The following is an 18,841-nucleotide window of genomic DNA, read 5'->3' on the forward strand; positions in this document are numbered from 1 at the left end:
GAAAAGAGAGGGAGTTGTCACCTGCTCTTCGGTTTTGACCACAGTTTTGGTTTTATTTCCGCTATTCTCAGCCATGTGTCAATTTTACCTTAAATGCTGGAGATTTTTCCCGTTATCCTAGCATATATTTCAGCCGAACCGGAAATTAGTCTAAAAGATTTTTTTATGAGTTTCTATCCTGATCGCCGCAATAGCAATGATCCACTGATGAGATTTATCGCCTGGGCAAATGGCATCGCGGCTATCGGCCTGTTTACCGCGATTTGCATTGCGGCAGTTGCTAAACCGGAAGCGATCACCTTTTTCGATCGTTTTTACATGGTCAACGTTTATCGCCGTCCGTACTGGGACATGGTAATGGTCGACTATATCGCCATCATGCTGGCACTCAGCGGTTTGACCAGCATCGTCGGGTTGATCCTTAACTGCAAGCGGTTGAAGCGCAAAGGTGATTATATACGCGCCACCCAGGTCGTCTGCCTGGTGCTCTCGCTGGCCGGCTTGGGACTTTATTTCGGTTACACCTGAGCATTCCGTTGTATTTCAGTAAATATCCTTCCAAGTCAATCGATGCCCTTCAAGCCAAGCCGTTTCAAACTCGGAATCTTGCAGAAGATAACGCACCAGACCCGCCAGCGGGTAACTGCGTCCATCCAGTCCACTAATCTCAAGCCCTGCGGCAACCCCTGAAAAGAGCCCTTCGTACAGTCCCTGCTGAAACTGATGCATCAAGACGGCTTTTTCTTCACCCAAAAATTTGCTGTTTAGCGCTTCACGACAACTGTTGGAACAGGTTGAGGTCACACTGCGGCACAACAACGGTCGCACCGGATAGACACTACAGTTGCCATCTTCATCGAGAAACGCGCAACTACGCTGCACAAACAAACGCTCATCATCATCCAGACCACGTACTTGCCGCCAAAGATCTTCCAAACGCTCAGCCACGTGTTCCCTCTCTTGCTGCTTAAGATAACGCACGATGGCGAACCCTTCCGGCAGCAGTATCGCCACATTTATCACGCAGCAACTGCAACACCCAGGTCCGCAGGCGATCTGCGAACGATCCCCCGGATGCTGCTTGAGCAGCTTTTCTGCGTCCTCGGCCCAAAACCGTAGTTGAACCTGAACAGGATCGAACGATGTCTGCTCCCGACAAACTTCGACAATACTTTCACCGACTCTTTGCTGATACTGCAGAAGATCAAAGGACTCCATAGACAAACCTCCAAAAACCAAAACACAATTACGACCAATTCTAGCGAAATAACCAGAACAGGCAAACCGACTCTTGTCGATGCTGCGGTGCTCTGCTATCGTGCAGGAGCCTTACCTGAACTTTCCAGAGGATAGAAAACGTGAACCTGCCCGTTGAAAGCTGGATCATTCTTGCTGCGTGTTTACTGTTCGGACTGCTTTGCGGCTATTTGATCGGTAGTCAACTGACCACACGACGCAGCCAATCCGAACGGGAGCAATCGCTGCAAAAACTGGCTGCGCTTGATGCCGAGTTAAGTGCTGAACGTAAAGCAACCGGCGAAAAGCTGATGCTGCTGGAAGAAAACCGACAACTGACCGCGCAGAGCTTCCGTGCCTTATCCGCAGAAGCTCTAGCTACCAACAATCAGACGTTTCTCGATCTTGCGAAGACCACCCTCGACGCTTATCAAAAACAAGCCTCCGGGGATCTGGAAAACCGTCAACAGGCAATCCTGCAACTGGTCAAACCGCTGGGAGATTCGTTGCAGAAGGTCGACAGCAAGATTGAACAGTTGGAGAAAGCACGCACCGGCGCCTATGCCCGTCTGGACCAACAATTAAAATCGCTGCTCGGCAGCCAGACGAAGCTGGAAACTGAAACCGGCAATCTGGTCCGTGCCCTGCGCGCTCCTGCAGTACGCGGTCGATGGGGGGAAATTCAGCTGCGTAAGGTAGTGGAGATGGCCGGGATGGTCAAATACTGCGATTTTGTCGAGCAGGAATCGGCCGATGGAGGGCGTTTGCGCCCCGACATGATCGTCAAACTGCCGAATGGCCGTAACATTGTCGTCGACTCGAAAGCACCGCTACAAGCCTATCTGGAATCGTTGGAAACGGAGAACGAAACCGAGCGGAAATCTCATCTGCAACACCACGCCCGACAGATCCGCGATCACCTGCAGAAACTCTCGGCGAAAAATTACTGGGAACAGTTCCAGCCAACGCCGGAATTTGTCGTCCTGTTTTTGCCGGGGGAAACCTTCTTTTCCGCTGCCCTCGGCCAGGATCCGAGCCTGATCGAAGCCGGCGTTGACCAGAAAGTGTTGCTGGCCACCCCGACCACGCTGATCGCCCTGCTCCGCTCGGTCGCCTACGGCTGGCAGCAGGAGCAGTTAACCGAAAACGCCGAGCAGATCAGCAAACTGGGTCGTGAACTATACGACCGACTGGCAACCCTGAGTGGTTATTTCAGTCAGATGGGCAAAGGGCTGGAGCGTGCGGTGGAAAGCTACAACAAAGGGATTGCCTCCCTCGATAGCCGCGTACTGGTTTCAGCGCGCAAATTCAAGGAACTGGGCACCGGTAGCAGCAAGGAAGTTGAAGCACTCGAGCAGTTGGAGAAAATGCCGCGTCCACCTCAGTTACCGGAATGACTCCCCTTGGCCAGCTTTTTTTGCTAAACTTTTTATTCCGTTTAATCCTTTGCATGCGAAAATTCAGGAGAAAAATATGCATATCCGTCTTGTCCTGATCCTTTTCAGCTGTCTGCTGCTGTTGAACAGTTGCGGCTACAACCAGATTCAGAAAAACGAAGAAGCGGTCTTTGCCGCTTGGGCCGATGTCGAAGCGACCTACCAGCGTCGCGCCGACCTGATCCCCAACCTAGTGGAAACCATCAAAGCCTATGCTGCCCACGAAAAGGACACCCTACTTGGTGTCACCAACGCCCGCGCCAAGGTCGGACAGATGAACATCTCCACGGACAAGCTGGGGGATGTTGCCGCCATGCAGCAATTTCAGCAGGCCCAGGGCGAACTCTCCGGCGCCCTGTCGCGGTTGCTGGTCGTTGCCGAACGCTACCCTGACCTGAAAGCGAGCGCCAACTTCCGCGACCTGCAGCACCAACTGGAAGGAACCGAGAACCGAATCAACGTCGCCCGCCAGCGCTACAATCAGGCGGTTCAAAACTTCAACAGTTCGATCCGCACCTTTCCGAACAACCTGACCAATAGCTTCCTGCTTCACCTGGAACGGAAAGAACCGTTCAAAGCGGAAGCCGGTGCCGCAACCGCGCCGAAAGTCCAGTTCTGATGCGTTATCTAGCCGCTTTCCTGCTGCTGGTGTCGCTCTGCGCACCGGCAGCATCCCTCGATATTCCCCAGGCAAAAGGGTATGTCAACGACAGCGCCGGGCTGCTGAGCCAAACGAGCAAGCTAAAACTGGAACAGTTTCTGCGCGAGTTCGAAAAGAGCGACTCGACCCAGATCGTGGTACTGACCATCCCGACCCTGGACGGTGAAGTATTGGAGGACTACGCCCTGCGCGTGCTGGAAACCTGGGGCGTCGGACAGAAGGAAAAAGACAACGGAGCCCTGTTGCTCATTGCCAAAGCGGAACGAAAAATCCGCATCGAAGTCGGCTACGGGTTGGAGGGACGCCTGACCGACCTGCTGGCCGGGCGGATTATCGACAACGAAATCACACCCCGCTTCAAACAGGGTGATTTTGACGGCGGCGTGATTGCCGGAGTCGTCGGCATGGCCGAAGCGGTCCGCGGTGAATACACCGGTACCGGTCGCACCACCGGCCAGAAGAAAAACAAACATCCCTTCGGCTTCCTCCTCCCGCTGCTGTTTTTCGGTGGTCCCCTGCTTGCCCGCCTCGGCGGTCGTCGCCGCGGGTTCCATCGGCGGCGTGGTTTTTATGTTGGCGGACCCTTTATCGGTGGAGGTTTCGGTGGCGGCGGCATCGGAGGAGGAGGTTTTTCCGGTGGCGGCGGCGGAGGTGGAGGCGGTGGAGCCTCTGGAGGTTGGTAAGATGAAAACAGCTGCAGACTTTTTTACCGCAAAGGAAAAACAGCGGATCGAATCAGCGGTCAAAATGGCCGAGAGCAAAACCAGCGGCGAAATCGTGCCGATGGTGGTCGAGGAATCGTACGACTATCCTCGCGCCGAACTGATCGGCGGCGGCATGATGGCACTGGCGGCCGGTCTGTTTGTCAGCTGGGCGATCGGCCACGAATCGATCTGGTGGTTTCTGCCGGTCGCTATTGTCGTCTACTTCATTTCCGTTCAGCTAATCCGCAATCTGCCTTCCTTGAAGAGAAAATTGGTCAATCCGGTAGAGTTCGATGTCGAAGTCCGGGAAAAAGCGCTGGTCAGTTTTGTCGAACAGGGGCTGCATGAAACCCGCGACAAAACCGGCATCCTCATCCTGATTTCCCTCTTCGAGCGCCGGGTCCAGGTACTGGCGGATAGCGGGATCAATGCCAAGGTGCCTGAAAACACCTGGGAAGAAATTGTCGCCATCATAACTGCCGGATTGAAATCCGACGCCGCCTGCGATGCCACCTGCCAAGCGGTAACACGTTGTGGTGAGTTGTTGCAGGAACATTTCCCGATCAAAGCGGACGATACCAACGAACTGCCGAACTTGATTATCGAAGGAAACTAGGTAGCGTCCTGCTCAATCGAGCGTCTTGCGGAATCTCTTCAGGCCGATCGACAACGCAAACAGTAGAAAAAGTGCGATCGGCCAGAGGTTCGGCAGGATCTCGGTGAGTCCGTTTCCCTTCAGCAGAATCCCGCGCACAATCCGCAGATAGTGGGTCAACGGCAGAACCTCGCCGATATATTGCGCCCAGCGTGGCATGCCCCGGAACGGAAACATGAAACCGGAGAGTAGAATCGAGGGGAGAAAAAAGAAGAATGCCATCTGCATCGCCTGCAGCTGATTGCGTGCCAGGGTCGAGAAGGTCAGTCCTACCCCCAGATTCGCGGCGATAAACAGTAGCGAAACAACCAATAGCAGTAACAAGTTCCCTGACAGAGGCACCTGAAACAGATAATGCGCTGCCAGCAGCACAAACCCCATCTGCAGATAGCCGACAATGATATAGGGGATAATCTTGCCGACCATCATCTCAAGCGGCCGCACCGGCGTCGAGAGCAAATTCTCCATGGTACCGCGCTCTCTCTCACGGGTAATCGCCAGGGCAGTAATGATCACCAGGGTCATGGTCAGCACCACCCCCATCAGGCCGGGGACGATATTGTAGCGGGTGTTCGCCTCGGGGTTAAAACGCGGGTGAACAGTTACCTGCAACGGCGCAACTGTCCCTTGCAGGTAACTGAGCGGGCCACGGAATTCGCTCGCCAGCGCTGCCTCGGCAAAAATGCGGAAAGCGGTCAGCGCGTTGCTGGTCGCTGCGGGGTCGGTCGCATCGGCCGTCAGCAGCAGGGTCGGCTGCTCTCCCCGCACCAGCCGCCGGGAAAACTGTTCCGGAATGCTCAACACGAACTGCACCTCGCCGGTATCGATCAGCCGCTTGGCCTCACTTTCCCGGGAAACCGTCTTTACCACCTGAAAATAGTTGCTGTTCTGCATGGCGGCAACGATACGCCGTGAAAAAACGCTGTTGTCTGCCGAGAGGATGGCGGTCGGCAGATGCCGCGGGTCGGAGTTGATGGCAAAGCCGAACAGTATCATCTGCAGCACCGGGATACCGAGCATCATGGCAAATGTGATCCGGTCGCGGCGCATCTGCAAAAACTCCTTGCTGACCATGGCCCAGAACCTCCCCAGGGAAAATCTGCTCTTACTCCTAGCCATCGTCGTTCTCCAGTCGCCTGCTCATCAGACTGATAAACACCTCCTCCAAACCGCTCTCCTGCTTTTCCCAACGGTACCGGCTTGCGGCAAAAAAGGGTCGCAGGCTTTGCTCCAGTTGCTCAGGGTCGGTTCCGCAGACATGCAGGTTGTTGCCAAACGGGATGGTCAGCTCAATGCCGGGTAATCCTTTGAGATGACTTGCAAGTTCCTGTATCCCCAACCCGGTTGCCGACCAGACGGAAAGCCCGGCGGCACTGATCACCTCCTCGGCTGTACCGGACGTCAGCAGATTTCCGTAAGCTAGGTAGGCGACCCGGTTGCAGCGTTCTGCTTCATCCATATAATGGGTGCTGATTAGGGCGCTGATCCCTTGGGCAGTCAGGGAGTAGATTTGTTCCCAGAAATCACGTCGCGCCATCGGGTCGACCCCGGCGGTCGGCTCGTCCAGCAGCAGTAGTTCCGGTTCATGCAGCAGGCAGGCGGCTAGCGCCAGCCGCTGCTTCCACCCACCGGAGAGAGTTCCAGCCAGCTGCCCGACAAACGGGCCCAACCCCATCCGCTCGATCGTCTCAGCCAAAACCTGGCGCCGTTTCGGAACGGCGTAGATGCGGGCCATGAAATCGAGATTCTCCCTTACGCTCAGATCATCGTAGAGACTGAAGTGCTGAGCCATGTAGCCGATGCGCGAACGGATCTGTTCGACCTCGCTCAGCAGATCGTGACCGAGGCAGGTACCGCTGCCCGCATCCGGCTGCAACAGACCGCAGAGCATCCGCATGAAGGTGGTCTTGCCGCTGCCGTTGGGGCCGAGGAAGCCGTATATTTCCCCCTTCTCCACCCGCAGCGAGAGCTGGTTTACCACGGTCTTGCCGGAAAACACCTTGCTGAGTCCCTCTACCTCGATAACCGGAACGACCTCACGCATTTTCTACTCCAGACGGATATCGACCGGCTGGCCGGGATGCAGACGTTTCGCGACAGCCGGGTCGGGACGGGCTTCGACCATGAACACCAACTTAGAACGAGTTTCACGGCTGAAGATAACCGGCGGGGTGTATTCGGCCTGCGTCGAGATAAAGGAGATGGTGGCTGGCAACGAGCCGTCGCTGCCATCGTAAGAAACAGCAATCGCCTGCCCCAAAGAGAGGGTTCCGAGTTGCGGTTCTGGGACGAAAAATCGCAGTTTGATATTCGCGGCCGGCAGCAGGCTGACCACAGGGTAACCGGCGGGAACAAACTCACCGACCCGATAGAAGGTATCCTCGACCAGAGCCGCCTCCGGGGCAGTCTTTGTTTTCTGCTCCAGCGCCCAACGGGCCTGTTCAACCCGTCCGCGTGCCGCTGCCAGTTCAGCCTGCGCTGCGGCGATGGTATCGCTGCGCGCTCCCAGTTTTGCGGTCGCGTAAACCGCCTGCATTTCCTCCAACGCGGATTTAGCTCGCTGGGAATCGGTTCGAGCGCGCTCGAACTCTTCTACCGAAATGGTCTGCGTTTCTAAAAGTCGTTGACGTCGTTCGAACTCCTTGCGAGCCAGTTCGAGACCGGCCTGGGCCTTTTCGACCCGCGCAGCCAGTTCCTGCAATTCGCTCGGCCGCTGCCCTTTCTGCAGGTCATCCAGTCGACTCTTTACTCGTTGCAGATCCCGTTCAGAAATCTCAACGGCGGTCTGTTCCTGCGCCTGCTCGAGCACAAACAGCGGCGTCCCACCCGCCACATACTCACCCCGTTGGACGGTCAAAACCTCCAGGTGCCCGGCCAGCGGGGCAGCCACCAAAACGAATTCCCCTTCGACATAGCCCTGAAAAACCGGATCGACTTCTTTTTGGCAACCGCATAAAACTGCTGCTCCCAACAGCAGAATTATCCCGAGCAGACACTTCACAAGTGGCATCCATTGCATTATTTTACCGTGACAGTTTTTCATACCCGACAGTGTCCCTTTGAGTAAAAAAATCAATCATATCAACTTTATCGCCCGGCCAGTGATAGTCAATCGACCACTGTTCTTGCCACCCTTGTCTTTTCCTGCGGATAAGCTACCTTTTAGAAAGAAAATCCTGTTGCCAGAAACGGTTCGGATAGGCAGAAGGAGAATGATTATGATCGGACGAGACCGGAGCGGCAAGACTGTCACACTGCACGAGCTGCTGCCTCACTTTTTTAACTTGGGTCGAGCGGACACCCTCTATCGCGATATCTATCTGCAACGGGCCCGATACTGTCTAGGCCGACAATTTTCGCCCGACGAGCATCAAACCATGAAGCGGCTGCGCACCAGCGAAGCCAGCCTGCCCAACCAGATCCGCAACGCCATGAACCGTGGCAACTGGCAAGAGGTACAGGATCTGAGCAAACGCTATAAAAGCTTGCAGGAAGAGATCGAAGAAAAAAAAGTACTGGATGAGTACGCTGGTAAGCTGTTCGACTATCACGATACACCGATCGATCCGTTTTCCCCCGGCATGCACAAGATTGCCGGTTTTTCTTCAAAAAACCTTCCGGGTTTGCGAGCTGAAGCAATCCAGAGTCTGCAGGAACTCTCCCGACACGATCAGGATTGGCAAGACTTCTACGCCAGCCGTTTGGCGATCTTTAAAAATTTGACGATCAACACAGACAGCCTCGACTCGCTACAACCGGTCTCTGAAGCTGCGCTGGAAGAAGAGGCAGCTGAAGCGCTGGCCAGCAACGACATGGGGCGGCTGGCGACACTGGCGACAAAATTGTCGCACTTTTCCGCCAGCAGCGAACCATCAACACCCGCTTCCGACCTGTTGGGCGGGGTGCATAAATTACCGGATGATTACCGCTTCGAGTTTTCACCAAAGGTGCTGAAAAATGCCAACGCGCTTGATCTGGAGCTCTGCTCCGCTCCTTGTCGGAAAAAGGAATACGCGCCTTATTGCCGTTTCGCCTGGCATCCGACCTATTCCGATATGCAAGGCAATCACCACAACGTGCTGCAGGTTCCGGATCTGCATCTGCCAAGCAACCTGCCGGAAGCCCTGAAATCGCGTATTCAGCTGTTTGCCGTCCATCCCTTCATCAATTCCTGCGGAGTTCGGTTTCTGCCCAACATGCTCGCCGAAGACGTGCTGGTCGAAGACTTCCCGGAACCGGAGGCGGGTACTCAGCTACCATCGTCGGGACTGTTGGAAGCACTCGGCATCAAGCGGCGCAATCTACTCAGTCGCAACAAGATAGAAACGATTCTGCTGGAGAAGGGGAACGACCTGCTTCGCGGCGAATTGGGGCTAGATCCTTGTGTCTTCAAATTGATCTGCATCCCCCCCGACCTGCACCTTCGGATCGGCCAGGAGCGTGGCTGGGGGCAGCAAAAAATCTGGACACACTTTGATGGCTACATGATCATGGCCAATACTGACCGTCGCGCCCTGGCGGGTGGAGATATTCGCTATGGGGGGATTTACGACCTGCTCGGAATCAGCAACAGCTACGATTCGGAACGGATCATTGCCCGCTTCGCCGTCGTGCAACGACAAAGACTGGCAATCTGGCAATAGGCAGGCAACCGATTTACTTTTGCTGAGGTCTTCGCACCTCTTCAAAAAAATCACGGTTACGCGACCCACCGGGCGACGTGGTCTGCAGCAGGGAATAGAGTTTGGTCGCCCGCAGCTCAAGCTCCAGCTGGCGATGGCTCAACCGCTGCCCACAAGTGTCGATGCCGTAGAAGCGCTTCAACCGGCTATGAACGCGCGAGAAATTCTGTACCAGCGGGATACTGCGCTGCCTGCGTGTTTCCGCCAGGAATTGCTCTCCTTTTCCGCTCACACCAAGCAGGTGCAGATAGCGAGGTCCGGCCGCGAGCAGATCGACAGCGAGTGGTTTGTCGATCCCGAGCAGAATCGAGACCAGCATTCGTTGGATGCGGGTTCGGGTCAGCTGGCGGGTTTTGATTGTATCGATCAACTCCTCCAGATCGCCAGCGACTTCCGCCGCTTCGAGTAAACGGTTTTCGATGCCATTTTCAACCAGCCAGCACTCTGCCAGGCGTTCCGGGGCGCGCAGGATCTGCGCCAACAACAAGGCAAAGTATCGGTCAGCAACAAACCGCGCACCGGCAGCCAAACAGGCGTGTAGCGGTCCAATCACTTCCGCCGGGATCAGATCATCAACTGCTTTCCCCGCAGCCAACAGGCTGCGAATCCCGGTAGCGCTGGCGATATTCCGTTCCCCAACCTCAGTATCGTGATAACCGGCTCCGATCCGCTGAATTGTCATCGGCTCGATCGAGCTGCCGGTCCGCTGCAACGCCTTGAGATATTCGATGCCAAGGATATTATTCGGCGCCGCTAACGCGCCAGCGTCCAGCATGTCAGGCAAATTTTCGGTCAACAGCTTGGCGCGTGCCTGGGGATAGTTGATCCCTTCCCTCAGCAACTGCGCGGTTCGCTCTGCAAAGTCCTCGTTCTTCTTCAGCAACAATTCAGCGCACTTCCGCAACGGCTGCAGTTGTCCGCTCTCGCTGCCGAAGCAGAGCGCATCGATCCGCCCGAGGGCATTCAACGCCTGGACTCCGCCCTGGGCAAAATCGGGCGCGCTGCTGCAGGCCCAAGGGAGCGGCAGCTCGACGACCAGATCGACCCCGGCTGCCAGCGCCATTTCGGCGCGACTCCATTTGTCAATAAGGGCCGGCTCGCCCCGCTGCAGGAAATGACCGCTCATCACCGCGACAGCGACTCTGGCATCGGAAGCTTTTAAACTCTCGCGCAGATGATGCAGGTGGCCGTTGTGGAACGGGTTATACTCGGTAATCAGCCCAACCGCGCGCATCTAGAGCACCACCGGAATCTGCACCGCCACCCGGTTCCGCTCCGGACTCACCTCCGTTTTATAGGCCAGCGCCTCAACCCCGGCGGCTACCACTTCGCGTAGCAGGCGACCGTATTCTGGATCAATGTCGTCGGCAGGAGAGAACTCGGTTGCTTCGCCGCGCTGTACCAGAAAAAAGATCACCGCACGGTAACCCTGCTGCCGTGCATCCAGTAGTTCACGCAAATGCTTCTGCCCGCGAGTTGTGACAGCATCGGGGAAACAGGCGGTCGTTTCCCCTTCGATCAACGTGACGTTCTTCACCTCCACCAGAACCCGCTCGTCACCGTTTGCCAACAAAAAATCAATCCGGCTATCGCCAATCTTGTACTCCGGGGTAACTGCGTAATTTTCCAATCCCTCGATCCAACCGTTACGCAGCGCCTCTTCCACCACCCGGTTGGTGCGCTGGGTGTGGGTATCGACCCAATAATCACCGACCCGGATCAGCTCCAAGGTGTATTTCAGCTTCCGCTTGGGGTCGTCGCTTTTGGAGATCAGCACTGGATGACCGGCCATGGCGCACTGTTTCATACTGCCGGTATTCGGCGTATGCGCCGTCACCACCCTACCGTCGACCAGTTCGATGTCGGTGAAAAAGCGCTTATAACGGCGCAGCAGAATCCCTTTAAAAAGGGGGGAAGGCAGTTCCATTTGATTCCTCCGCTAAATCGGTCCCCATTCTAGCCCGGCTAAATCACCCGCGACAAGTTTCAAACCTTGCTCTTGCCAAACTCGCCCCGTATAGTTTTGATTTCTTCCACCTGAAATTCAATGAAGCAAACCTGCTTCAAGGAACCCTTCATGCTCGGCGGCCTGATCCTACGGACCATGTCTGCCTAAGCTTATCCCCTGTAAGTCCAACCGTCCCACCCCTCTGGTTGATCTGAAAGTGCCCGACAAACAGTTGGCGGAAATTCCTCGCGATGCAAGCAGCGTCGGCAAGAGCAACAAGAAAGCATTGCAGGGAAAATATCAGCACGGCTGATTGTCTCCTCCCTTACGATAAACAAAAAATGGGTTAGCGTTTTTCGCTAACCCATTAATCCTTCTCGCGGCTCTCAGTATTCGTCAAAATCCTGCTGAATAAACCTTGGCATCTTTCAGCGACACACCTGCCTGATCCTTCTGCGATAGCAGCGGCGCAGAGTCCAGTGGCCAATCGATCCCGATATCCGGGTCATCCCAGCGGATGCATTGTTCATGCTCGGGAGCGTAATAGTCGGTGGTCTTGTACAAAAAATCGGCCGTTTCACTCAGCACCAAAAAACCGTGCGCAAAGCCTTCCGGCACCCAGAACATGCGGTAATTTTCTGAAGAAAGCTCACAGCCAGCCCATTTTCCGAAGGTCGCTGACGCCTGCCGCAGGTCGACCGCCACATCGAACACCGTACCACTGACCACGCGAACCAGTTTCCCCTGCGGTTGTTTAATCTGGTAATGCAGGCCACGCAGCACCCCTTGTGCCGAACGGGAATGGTTGTCCTGTACAAACTGACACCGCAGACCGGTAAGTTCTTCCCAGCGCCGCTGATTGAAACTCTCCATAAAAAAACCGCGCTGATCGCCAAATACCTGAGGCTCAACAATCAGCACATCGGGGATTTCTGTTTTGATAATCTTCATAATCTGTCTTTTGGCAGTAGCCGTTACTGGTCTAATACTCGCCCCGTAGAACTGCTTCCAAATAGTCCCGATAGCTCGACTTCGGCGTCGTCTCGATGACCTGCTGGAACTGTTCCCGATCGATGAAACCCTTCCGGTAAGCAACCTCCTCGAGACAGGCAATCTTCAACCCTTGCCGCGCCTCCAGCGTGCCAATAAAGTGGCTCGCTTCGAGCAAGCTCATGTGCGTGCCGGTGTCGAGCCAGGCGATGCCGCGCCCCAGCTTTTCCACCATCAATTCCTTGCGCTTCAGATAGGCCAGATTCAAATCGGTGATTTCAAGTTCGCCCCTCGGAGATGGCGCCAACTGTTTGGTTAGTTCAACGACCTTTTCGTCATACAGATAAAGACCCGGAACGGCATAGTGGGATTTCGGCTTGGCCGGTTTCTCTTCAATACCGATCGCCAAACCATTAGCGTCGAACTCGACGACGCCATAACGCTCAGGATCGTTGACCGGATAGCCGAAAACGAGCGCGCCGCCATCAAATTCGGCGAAAATCTTGTCGAGCCCCATTTTGCCATAAAAGATGTTGTCACCCAGAACCAGACAAACCGGTTGGTTATCAACAAACTCTTCACCGACCAGGAATGCCTGCGCGATCCCTTTCGGCTCCTGTTGAACGACGTAACTGAGTTTTATCCCCCAGCGACTGCCATCGCCAAGCAGCGTCTTGAAGCGCGGGGTATCCTGAGGAGTTGAGATGATCAGGATATCCTGTAATCCAGCCTGCATCAGTATGGAAAGCGGATAATAAATCATCGGCTTATCATAAATCGGCTGTAGCTGCTTGCTGGCAACCAGTGTCAGCGGATAGAGCCGGGTTCCGGCACCACCGGCTAGAATAATTCCTTTTTTAATTCCGGGCACGTTCATTTCCTCCTTCAGTTGCGGCGCAATTCCATGTACCGGGTCAGGCTTGTTTGCCAGTGCGGAACATCATTACCTGTTGCAGCCTTGAATTTGCCTTTGGAAAAAACGGAATAGGCTGGGCGCGTAGCCGGCAACGGGTATTCTTCGGTTGCGATCGGGCGCAGGGTCTCTATTTTCAGAGCCTCACCAGCCTGCTCAGCTAGTCTGACAATCTCTTGCGCAAACCCATACCAGCTGCACTGTCCTTCGTTAGAATAATGATAAACACCGTAAGCATCACTGCCAGCAAGGCTTAAAATCGCCTGCGCCAGATCGAAGGTATAGGTCGGCGTGCCAACTTGATCATCAATGACCCCCAAGTCCTCACGCTCTTTTGCCAGACGGATGATGGTCTCGACAAAGTTCTTTCCTCCCGGACCGTAAAGCCAGCTGGTGCGGATGATGAAATATTTTTCCAGGCCACTATCAATTATCGCTCTTTCCCCAGCCAATTTGGAACGACCATAAGCAGATTGCGGTCCTGTCGCATCGGTTTCCAAATACGGCTCCGTTTGACTGCCGGAAAAAACATAATCGGTTGAAACATGTACCAAGATTGCATCAAGAGTCTTTGCTGTCAGCGCCAGGTTTCCCGCTCCCGCGCCATTGATTCTGGTCGCGACTGGTTCCTGTGTCTCACAACCGTCGACATCGGTAAAAGCCGCACAATTGATGATGAGCTGCGGTTGAAGATGCGCCAGCACGGCATTCACCGCATCAGTATCCGTAACATCAAAGTCAGGAAGGTCGAGAGGACAAATCTCCCAATCGGATGCAGCGACCTGTTGAACCATCTTCCCCAACATCCCGTTGGCGCCAATGAGGGCAAGTTTTTTTTTCGCAGCCACTTCTGCTAAACCTCTTCACCATACTGCTGCTGATAATATTCCCGATACGAACCGTCAACCACCGAGGCAACCCATTCGGGGTTCGCCAAGTACCAGTCGACGGTCATCAGGATTCCCTCTTCAAACGTCACCGAGGGTTCCCAGCCCAGCTGGTTCTTTATTTTACTCGCATCGATCGCATAGCGACGGTCATGTCCGGGGCGATCAGTAACAAACTTGATTAGGCTGCGACGTGACTCCCCCGATGGAAGCAGCCCGACTTTCTGATCCAGAATGTCACAGATGCTCTGGACAATCTCGATGTTCTGCTTCTCATTGTTGCCCCCGACATTGTAGGTCTGACCAACCTCACCCTTTTGCAGAACGGCTAGAATGGCAGCACAGTGGTCCTTCACGTAGAGCCAATCACGAACGTTTTTGCCATCGCCATAAACCGGCAAGTCCTTGCCGTTGAGGGCATTGTTGATAATCAACGGAATCAGTTTTTCCGGAAAATGGTAAGGACCGTAGTTGTTAGAACAGTTCGTCATAAGCGTCGGCAAACCGTAGGTGTGGTAATAGGCGCTGACCAGATGGTCGGAAGAAGCCTTCGACGCCGAGTACGGGGAACGGGGATCGTAAGCCGTGGTCTCTGTAAACAGCCCGGTATCACCAAGTGAACCATAGACCTCGTCGGTCGAAACGTGCAGAAACCGCTTGCCCTCAAAAGAGCCGTTCCAAGCGTTACGGGCAGCTTCCAGCAAGGTAAAGGTTCCACCGATATTGGTCTGGATAAAAGCGGCTGGCCCGCTGATACTGCGATCGACGTGAGATTCAGCCGCGAAATGCACAACCGTATCGATCTGCTCATCGGCAAAAAGCTGATTGACCAAATCGGCGTCGCAGATATCCCCTTGAACAAAGCGATAACAGGGATCGTCTTCAATCTCCACAAGGTTCTTCAGGTTCCCGGCATAAGTCAGCTTGTCGAGATTGACCAACCGACAGTCTTTTAACTGCGAAAGAACAAACTGGACGAAGTTGGAACCGATAAATCCACAACCTCCGGTCACAAGTACATTTTTCATAGAAGAAACAAACCTTTCACGATTATCTAACAATATTGACTAGGGATATGTAACCTGTCCAGTTTTTCTTGTCGAGATAAAACCTGGCCCTATTCGGCAAGCTAGACTCAACCAACATCGAGCAGTTCCTGAAAACTGATGCGATACTTTTTCAGCAGGCGGGAAAATTCCTGCCACGACATGCGTTTATTGTTCATAATCCGTTGGCGTTTGGCAAAAACCTGCGGCGCACCGATAACACTATCAAACAATGCTTTTAGCAGGGATTTGATGATCGCCCCCTGCGAGCCGCCAGCGCGAAACTCCCCCCCTGTTCCCTTTCCTGAAAAAACGATCTTCGCCTGTTCAACATAGCGCAGCAGAGTAAAATATGGCAGTCCCAGCAGCAAACTGGGCGGGAAGCTTTTCACTGCTGCCCAGTAATGATTCCGCTCGACACAATAGACTTTGAAGGAAGACAGACTACTGCTGCTCTGCGAGTATTTATGGTAAACAACAGCTTCTGTAGCTAAGATTGCGGACCATCCTGCCAATCTCCCCCTCAGGCCAAGATCGGAGTCTTCGGCATAGGCAAAGAAATCATCATCAAAAAAACCTATTTCACAGAGCATCTCTCTTCGATACAGGGCAGCGCAGGCACTTGGGAAAAGAATCTCTATGGTTGCGGGGAAAGACATCTCTGACCAGCGACGGTTACGGTACATGCCTCGCGACATGCCGTCGGGACAGATACCCATGCCGAGCGAATCAATGACATCGGGCTCATAAAAGGAACAGATCCGGCAACCAACCATCCCAGCGCGAGGGTTGGAGTCGGCGGCACCAACCAGAGCTTCCAGCCAGTTTTCCGCAACCTTGGTATCGTTATTCAGGGTCACGATGAAATCACCGGCCGCCTGTTCGAAACCAAGGTTGTTGCCGGTCGCAAACCCGGTGTTTTCGGCCAGGGGAACCAACTTGACCCAAGGATAATGTTCCTTGACGAAAGCGACCGAATCGTCAACAGAACCGTTGTCGACAAAGACAACCTCGAAATCGCGAAAGGTTTGCGCCGCAAGACTCTCTAGGCAGTCTGTCAAATTGGAGCGTCCGTTCCAGTTGACAATGATAATCGAAACAGCAGGTTTCAATGGGTTCCCACAGGCAGGCATTAATAAATTTGCTCGACATAAATGCTACACAGTTCCAGGCTTCCTACCCCTTCCCGTTACTGCGGCGGATCCCATGTTACTGGAATTTCAAATCAAAAGAAATAAAATCATCATAAATGCAACGCAACCTAATGCAACGAAGAAGGGCCGCTCGATCGAGCGGCCCTTTCTTTTTTTACCTTAGCAGGGATGAACGTTGCTGCTCCCTACCACTTTCGGCTTCATGTACTTTTTCATCAGCTTTCTCCTTTTGTTGTTGGTTCTATCGTCTGCTTCCCCGCGAACGGGGGAGCGTGGCTTCTCCTAAATCGACCATTAATTGTTGTAGATCCGGATCGTATCCACGGCCATATCGCTGCGTGGAGTACCCGCAACACCGCGGAATCTCAACTTGATCGTTCCTGAGGTATAGCCGGCAGCGGCTAGGTCGATGTTCTGCTGGACCCAGACGTCGCCATTATTTCCACTGCGTGTCCAGATATCCAGATTCCAGGAACTACCATTCCAGACATCCAAATGCAGCGATCCCATATCAGCGCCGTACATATTCCAGTAGAAGGAAACGTTCAGGCTATAGGTTCCGGCATCCAGGTCGTTACTCTCCAAGTAGAAGAGGTCTCCGTTAGCAACCGGACTTGATGTTTCGGTATAGACGTAATAACCATCGCCGCCCTGGTCACCGCTCGGACCGGAGCTACTGGATGGCGGGCTGCCCGACAATCTGGTCCAATCCCGATCATCCCCAGTAACATTGCTCCAGTTGCCGAATCCGGTGCTGAAGTCATCTATCTGCTCAAAATTATTGACGATGACATCCACCGTTGCGTTCTGGCTTGACGAAACATTCCCAGCAGCATCCTTGGCCCAAGCATAGAATGTGGTATTCCCTGTGCTTGATGTGGTGATTGAAGTCGGGACAGTCGCACTCCAACCAGCATCTCCTGCTGCCGGTGCTGTAACCGATTCGGTGATCATGTAACCACCCACAGCAGTGTCATCGCTTGCGGTGAAGGTGGTCACTGTAATCGGCGAGGTGCTGCTGGCTGGCAGGCTGAACGCGGTCACCGTCGGTGCCGTGGTGTCAGGACCGGTGGAGTTGACCATCGCACTCAGACTGGTGGAGACATTGCCGGCCGCGTCTTTCGCCCAGGCATAGAAGGTGACCAGCCCGGTGCTGCCAGTGTCGATGGATGTCGGCGGACTGCTGGTCCAACCGGCAGCACCGGCTGCAGGTGCGATAGGCGATTCGGTGATCATGTAACCGGTCACAGCTTTGTCATCGCTGGCACTGAAACTGAGTACCGGAATCGGAGTAGCGCTGGTGCCCGGTAAGCTGAATGCTGTCACCGTCGGTGCCGTCGTATCGGGAACCTGAGATGCACAAGTAGCACCCATGTAGGTGGTTTCGGCCAGCTCGAAGACCGACTGGTTGACATGGTAAGTCGGGTCGGATGAGCTGTGGGCGATCCACGTCGTATTATCACAAGCCACCTGAGCGCTGTAGTCCGCGTTGCCAATGTGACAGGTGGTACAGACATCCAGCAGGTTCACAGCTGCGATATCGTTGAAGGTTGGAACATCGTAGTTCGTTCCGTTCTCATTGATCCGGGTCATGTTGTAGCTGATCGTCGGGTTCTGATTCAAGTTGTAGGTCGAAGACGAATATCGCTCACCAATCCGGTAAAGAGGATCAGAACTCGGCAGGCTATCATAAATAGGCCGGTTCAAGGTCCGTCCGCCCCACTGGCTGAAGAACAGGTTAAACGTTCCTCGTCCAGCAGCCAGAGGATTGACATCCATCGGTTCGGGTGCCGAACCATTGACCTGCTGGCCATGGAACGGAACCGCCGGGTTTGCTGGAATCGGCAAGGTTGAATAGTAACCCTGCATCGATCCATCTGCGTCGGTCGAGTGGCAATCCATACAGATCCGGAAGTCCTGAATCGGACCATTCGGGTTCTTGCCGTGCTGGGTATCGCCATGGCACTGGCGGCAAGCCATCTGTTTCGGCGTGCTGTTCACGTCGGCCGGCCAGGTGTGGCAGGCCTCACAGACCCCGTACTGCGCCTGGACGGTATCGTGGTGTGCGCTGGTGGTGTGACAGGTAGCACAGTTACCACCGCCAGCCGGGATGCCTGCCTTCAGGTTCGGTACAGTCGTATGGCAGTTGTCACATTCGCCAAAGTGCGTGGTCATGACCGTGCCGTTCACCGGATCACCGGTCGTATGACAGTTCAGACACGGGATATTTCCGCCGCCACCCGTGACGTAGCCGAGGGCCACGTGATCAGGATTACCGTGAACGGTCAGGTACTTGCTCGAGTGGCAATCCAGACAGTTGGTCGGGTTAGCGCCGTTTGCAATGGCTGTAATAACCTCGGCACGCGCGCTGTTGTGGCAGGTCGCGCAGGCACCGGCACCGTTGGTGATGACATTGTGCTCGGTTTCAATACCAGCCCAGGTAGTTACCCCGGTGTGACAGTTGCTGCACTGCTGCCCCGGAGCGTCGTAGGACAGATCACCGGCACCCTGTGCAACAGTGTGGGTACG

Annotated in this window: 17 protein-coding genes and 1 pseudogene; 6 read left to right on the top strand and 12 right to left on the bottom strand. The window is 54.5% G+C overall.

The annotated features are described in order from the left end of the window. Positions 1-165: 165 nt before the first annotated feature. The gene (locus tag Q7J88_RS00675; RefSeq protein WP_303720228.1) at positions 166-528 is read left to right on the top strand and encodes a hypothetical protein; all 363 of its coding nucleotides are present in this window, start codon (positions 166-168) and stop codon (positions 526-528) included. A gap of 15 nt (positions 529-543) precedes the next feature. On the opposite strand, the gene Q7J88_RS00680 is transcribed toward Q7J88_RS00675, so the two are convergent. Then, positions 544-1,218, bottom strand: coding sequence for a YkgJ family cysteine cluster protein (locus tag Q7J88_RS00680; protein WP_303720229.1), 675 nt, complete (start codon positions 1,216-1,218; stop codon positions 544-546). A gap of 140 nt (positions 1,219-1,358) precedes the next feature. Here Q7J88_RS00680 and Q7J88_RS00685 point away from each other — a divergent pair, with 140 nt between their 5' ends. The 4 genes from Q7J88_RS00685 (at position 1,359) to Q7J88_RS00700 (ending at position 4,653) form a co-directional block, all read left to right on the top strand. Further along, positions 1,359-2,633: a DNA recombination protein RmuC gene (locus tag Q7J88_RS00685; protein ID WP_303720230.1), complete on the top strand. Its 1,275-nt coding sequence runs from the start codon at positions 1,359-1,361 to the stop codon at positions 2,631-2,633. Between the two features lie 76 nt (positions 2,634-2,709). After that, positions 2,710-3,291: a LemA family protein gene (locus Q7J88_RS00690; RefSeq protein ID WP_303720231.1), complete on the top strand. Its 582-nt coding sequence runs from the start codon at positions 2,710-2,712 to the stop codon at positions 3,289-3,291. Then, positions 3,291-4,016 (top strand): YgcG family protein, encoded by a 726-nt coding sequence (locus Q7J88_RS00695; RefSeq protein ID WP_303720232.1) that lies wholly within the window; start codon positions 3,291-3,293, stop codon positions 4,014-4,016. Before Q7J88_RS00690 ends, Q7J88_RS00695 begins: the two co-directional genes overlap by 1 nt. 1 nt (position 4,017) lies before the next feature. Next, entirely contained in the window at positions 4,018-4,653 is a 636-nt protein-coding gene (locus Q7J88_RS00700) for a TPM domain-containing protein (RefSeq protein WP_303720233.1), read from the top strand. Positions 4,654-4,665: 12 nt separating this feature from the next. Here the strand turns inward: Q7J88_RS00700 and Q7J88_RS00705 are convergent, their stop codons facing one another. The 3 genes from Q7J88_RS00705 to Q7J88_RS00715 are packed head-to-tail and all read right to left on the bottom strand — an operon-like array spanning position 4,666 to position 7,693. Then, a complete protein-coding gene (locus tag Q7J88_RS00705; protein WP_303720234.1) occupies positions 4,666-5,811 on the bottom strand; it encodes an ABC transporter permease in 1,146 nt (381 codons plus the stop codon). Further along, the gene (locus tag Q7J88_RS00710) at positions 5,804-6,736 is read right to left on the bottom strand and encodes an ABC transporter ATP-binding protein (protein WP_303720235.1); all 933 of its coding nucleotides are present in this window, start codon (positions 6,734-6,736) and stop codon (positions 5,804-5,806) included. The genes Q7J88_RS00705 and Q7J88_RS00710 overlap by 8 nt, the downstream gene beginning before the upstream one ends. 3 nt (positions 6,737-6,739) lie before the next feature. Further along, the gene (locus Q7J88_RS00715; RefSeq protein WP_303720236.1) at positions 6,740-7,693 is read right to left on the bottom strand and encodes an HlyD family secretion protein; all 954 of its coding nucleotides are present in this window, start codon (positions 7,691-7,693) and stop codon (positions 6,740-6,742) included. Between the two features lie 217 nt (positions 7,694-7,910). Here Q7J88_RS00715 and Q7J88_RS00720 point away from each other — a divergent pair, with 217 nt between their 5' ends. After that, positions 7,911-9,335, top strand: a complete 1,425-nt coding sequence (locus tag Q7J88_RS00720; protein ID WP_303720237.1) for a hypothetical protein — start codon at positions 7,911-7,913, stop codon at positions 9,333-9,335. A 13-nt stretch (positions 9,336-9,348) separates the two neighbouring features. Here the strand turns inward: Q7J88_RS00720 and Q7J88_RS00725 are convergent, their stop codons facing one another. From Q7J88_RS00725 to Q7J88_RS00760, 8 genes and pseudogenes are all read right to left on the bottom strand, one after another. Beyond that, positions 9,349-10,608, bottom strand: a complete 1,260-nt coding sequence (locus Q7J88_RS00725) for a nucleotidyltransferase (protein ID WP_303720238.1) — start codon at positions 10,606-10,608, stop codon at positions 9,349-9,351. Continuing rightward, positions 10,609-11,301, bottom strand: a complete 693-nt coding sequence (sfsA, locus tag Q7J88_RS00730) for a DNA/RNA nuclease SfsA (protein WP_303720239.1) — start codon at positions 11,299-11,301, stop codon at positions 10,609-10,611. Positions 11,302-11,718: 417 nt separating this feature from the next. Then, complete coding sequence (gene rfbC / locus Q7J88_RS00735; protein ID WP_303720240.1) at positions 11,719-12,273, bottom strand: dTDP-4-dehydrorhamnose 3,5-epimerase; 555 nt, start codon at positions 12,271-12,273, stop codon at positions 11,719-11,721. A 31-nt stretch (positions 12,274-12,304) separates the two neighbouring features. Further along, positions 12,305-13,189, bottom strand: a complete 885-nt coding sequence (gene rfbA, locus Q7J88_RS00740; protein WP_369681934.1) for a glucose-1-phosphate thymidylyltransferase RfbA — start codon at positions 13,187-13,189, stop codon at positions 12,305-12,307. A gap of 8 nt (positions 13,190-13,197) precedes the next feature. Then, complete coding sequence (gene rfbD, locus Q7J88_RS00745; RefSeq protein ID WP_303720241.1) at positions 13,198-14,073, bottom strand: dTDP-4-dehydrorhamnose reductase; 876 nt, start codon at positions 14,071-14,073, stop codon at positions 13,198-13,200. 5 nt (positions 14,074-14,078) lie between these two features. Beyond that, complete coding sequence (gene rfbB, locus Q7J88_RS00750; protein WP_303720242.1) at positions 14,079-15,140, bottom strand: dTDP-glucose 4,6-dehydratase; 1,062 nt, start codon at positions 15,138-15,140, stop codon at positions 14,079-14,081. A 107-nt stretch (positions 15,141-15,247) separates the two neighbouring features. Then, entirely contained in the window at positions 15,248-16,270 is a 1,023-nt protein-coding gene (locus Q7J88_RS00755) for a glycosyltransferase family 2 protein (RefSeq protein WP_303720243.1), read from the bottom strand. A gap of 336 nt (positions 16,271-16,606) precedes the next feature. Then, positions 16,607-18,841, bottom strand: a pseudogene (locus tag Q7J88_RS00760) (hypothetical protein); the annotation flags it as partial.

It is taken from the genome of Malonomonas rubra, from assembly GCF_003247215.1.
GTDB classification, from domain to species: domain Bacteria; phylum Desulfobacterota; class Desulfuromonadia; order Desulfuromonadales; family Geopsychrobacteraceae; genus Malonomonas; species Malonomonas rubra_A.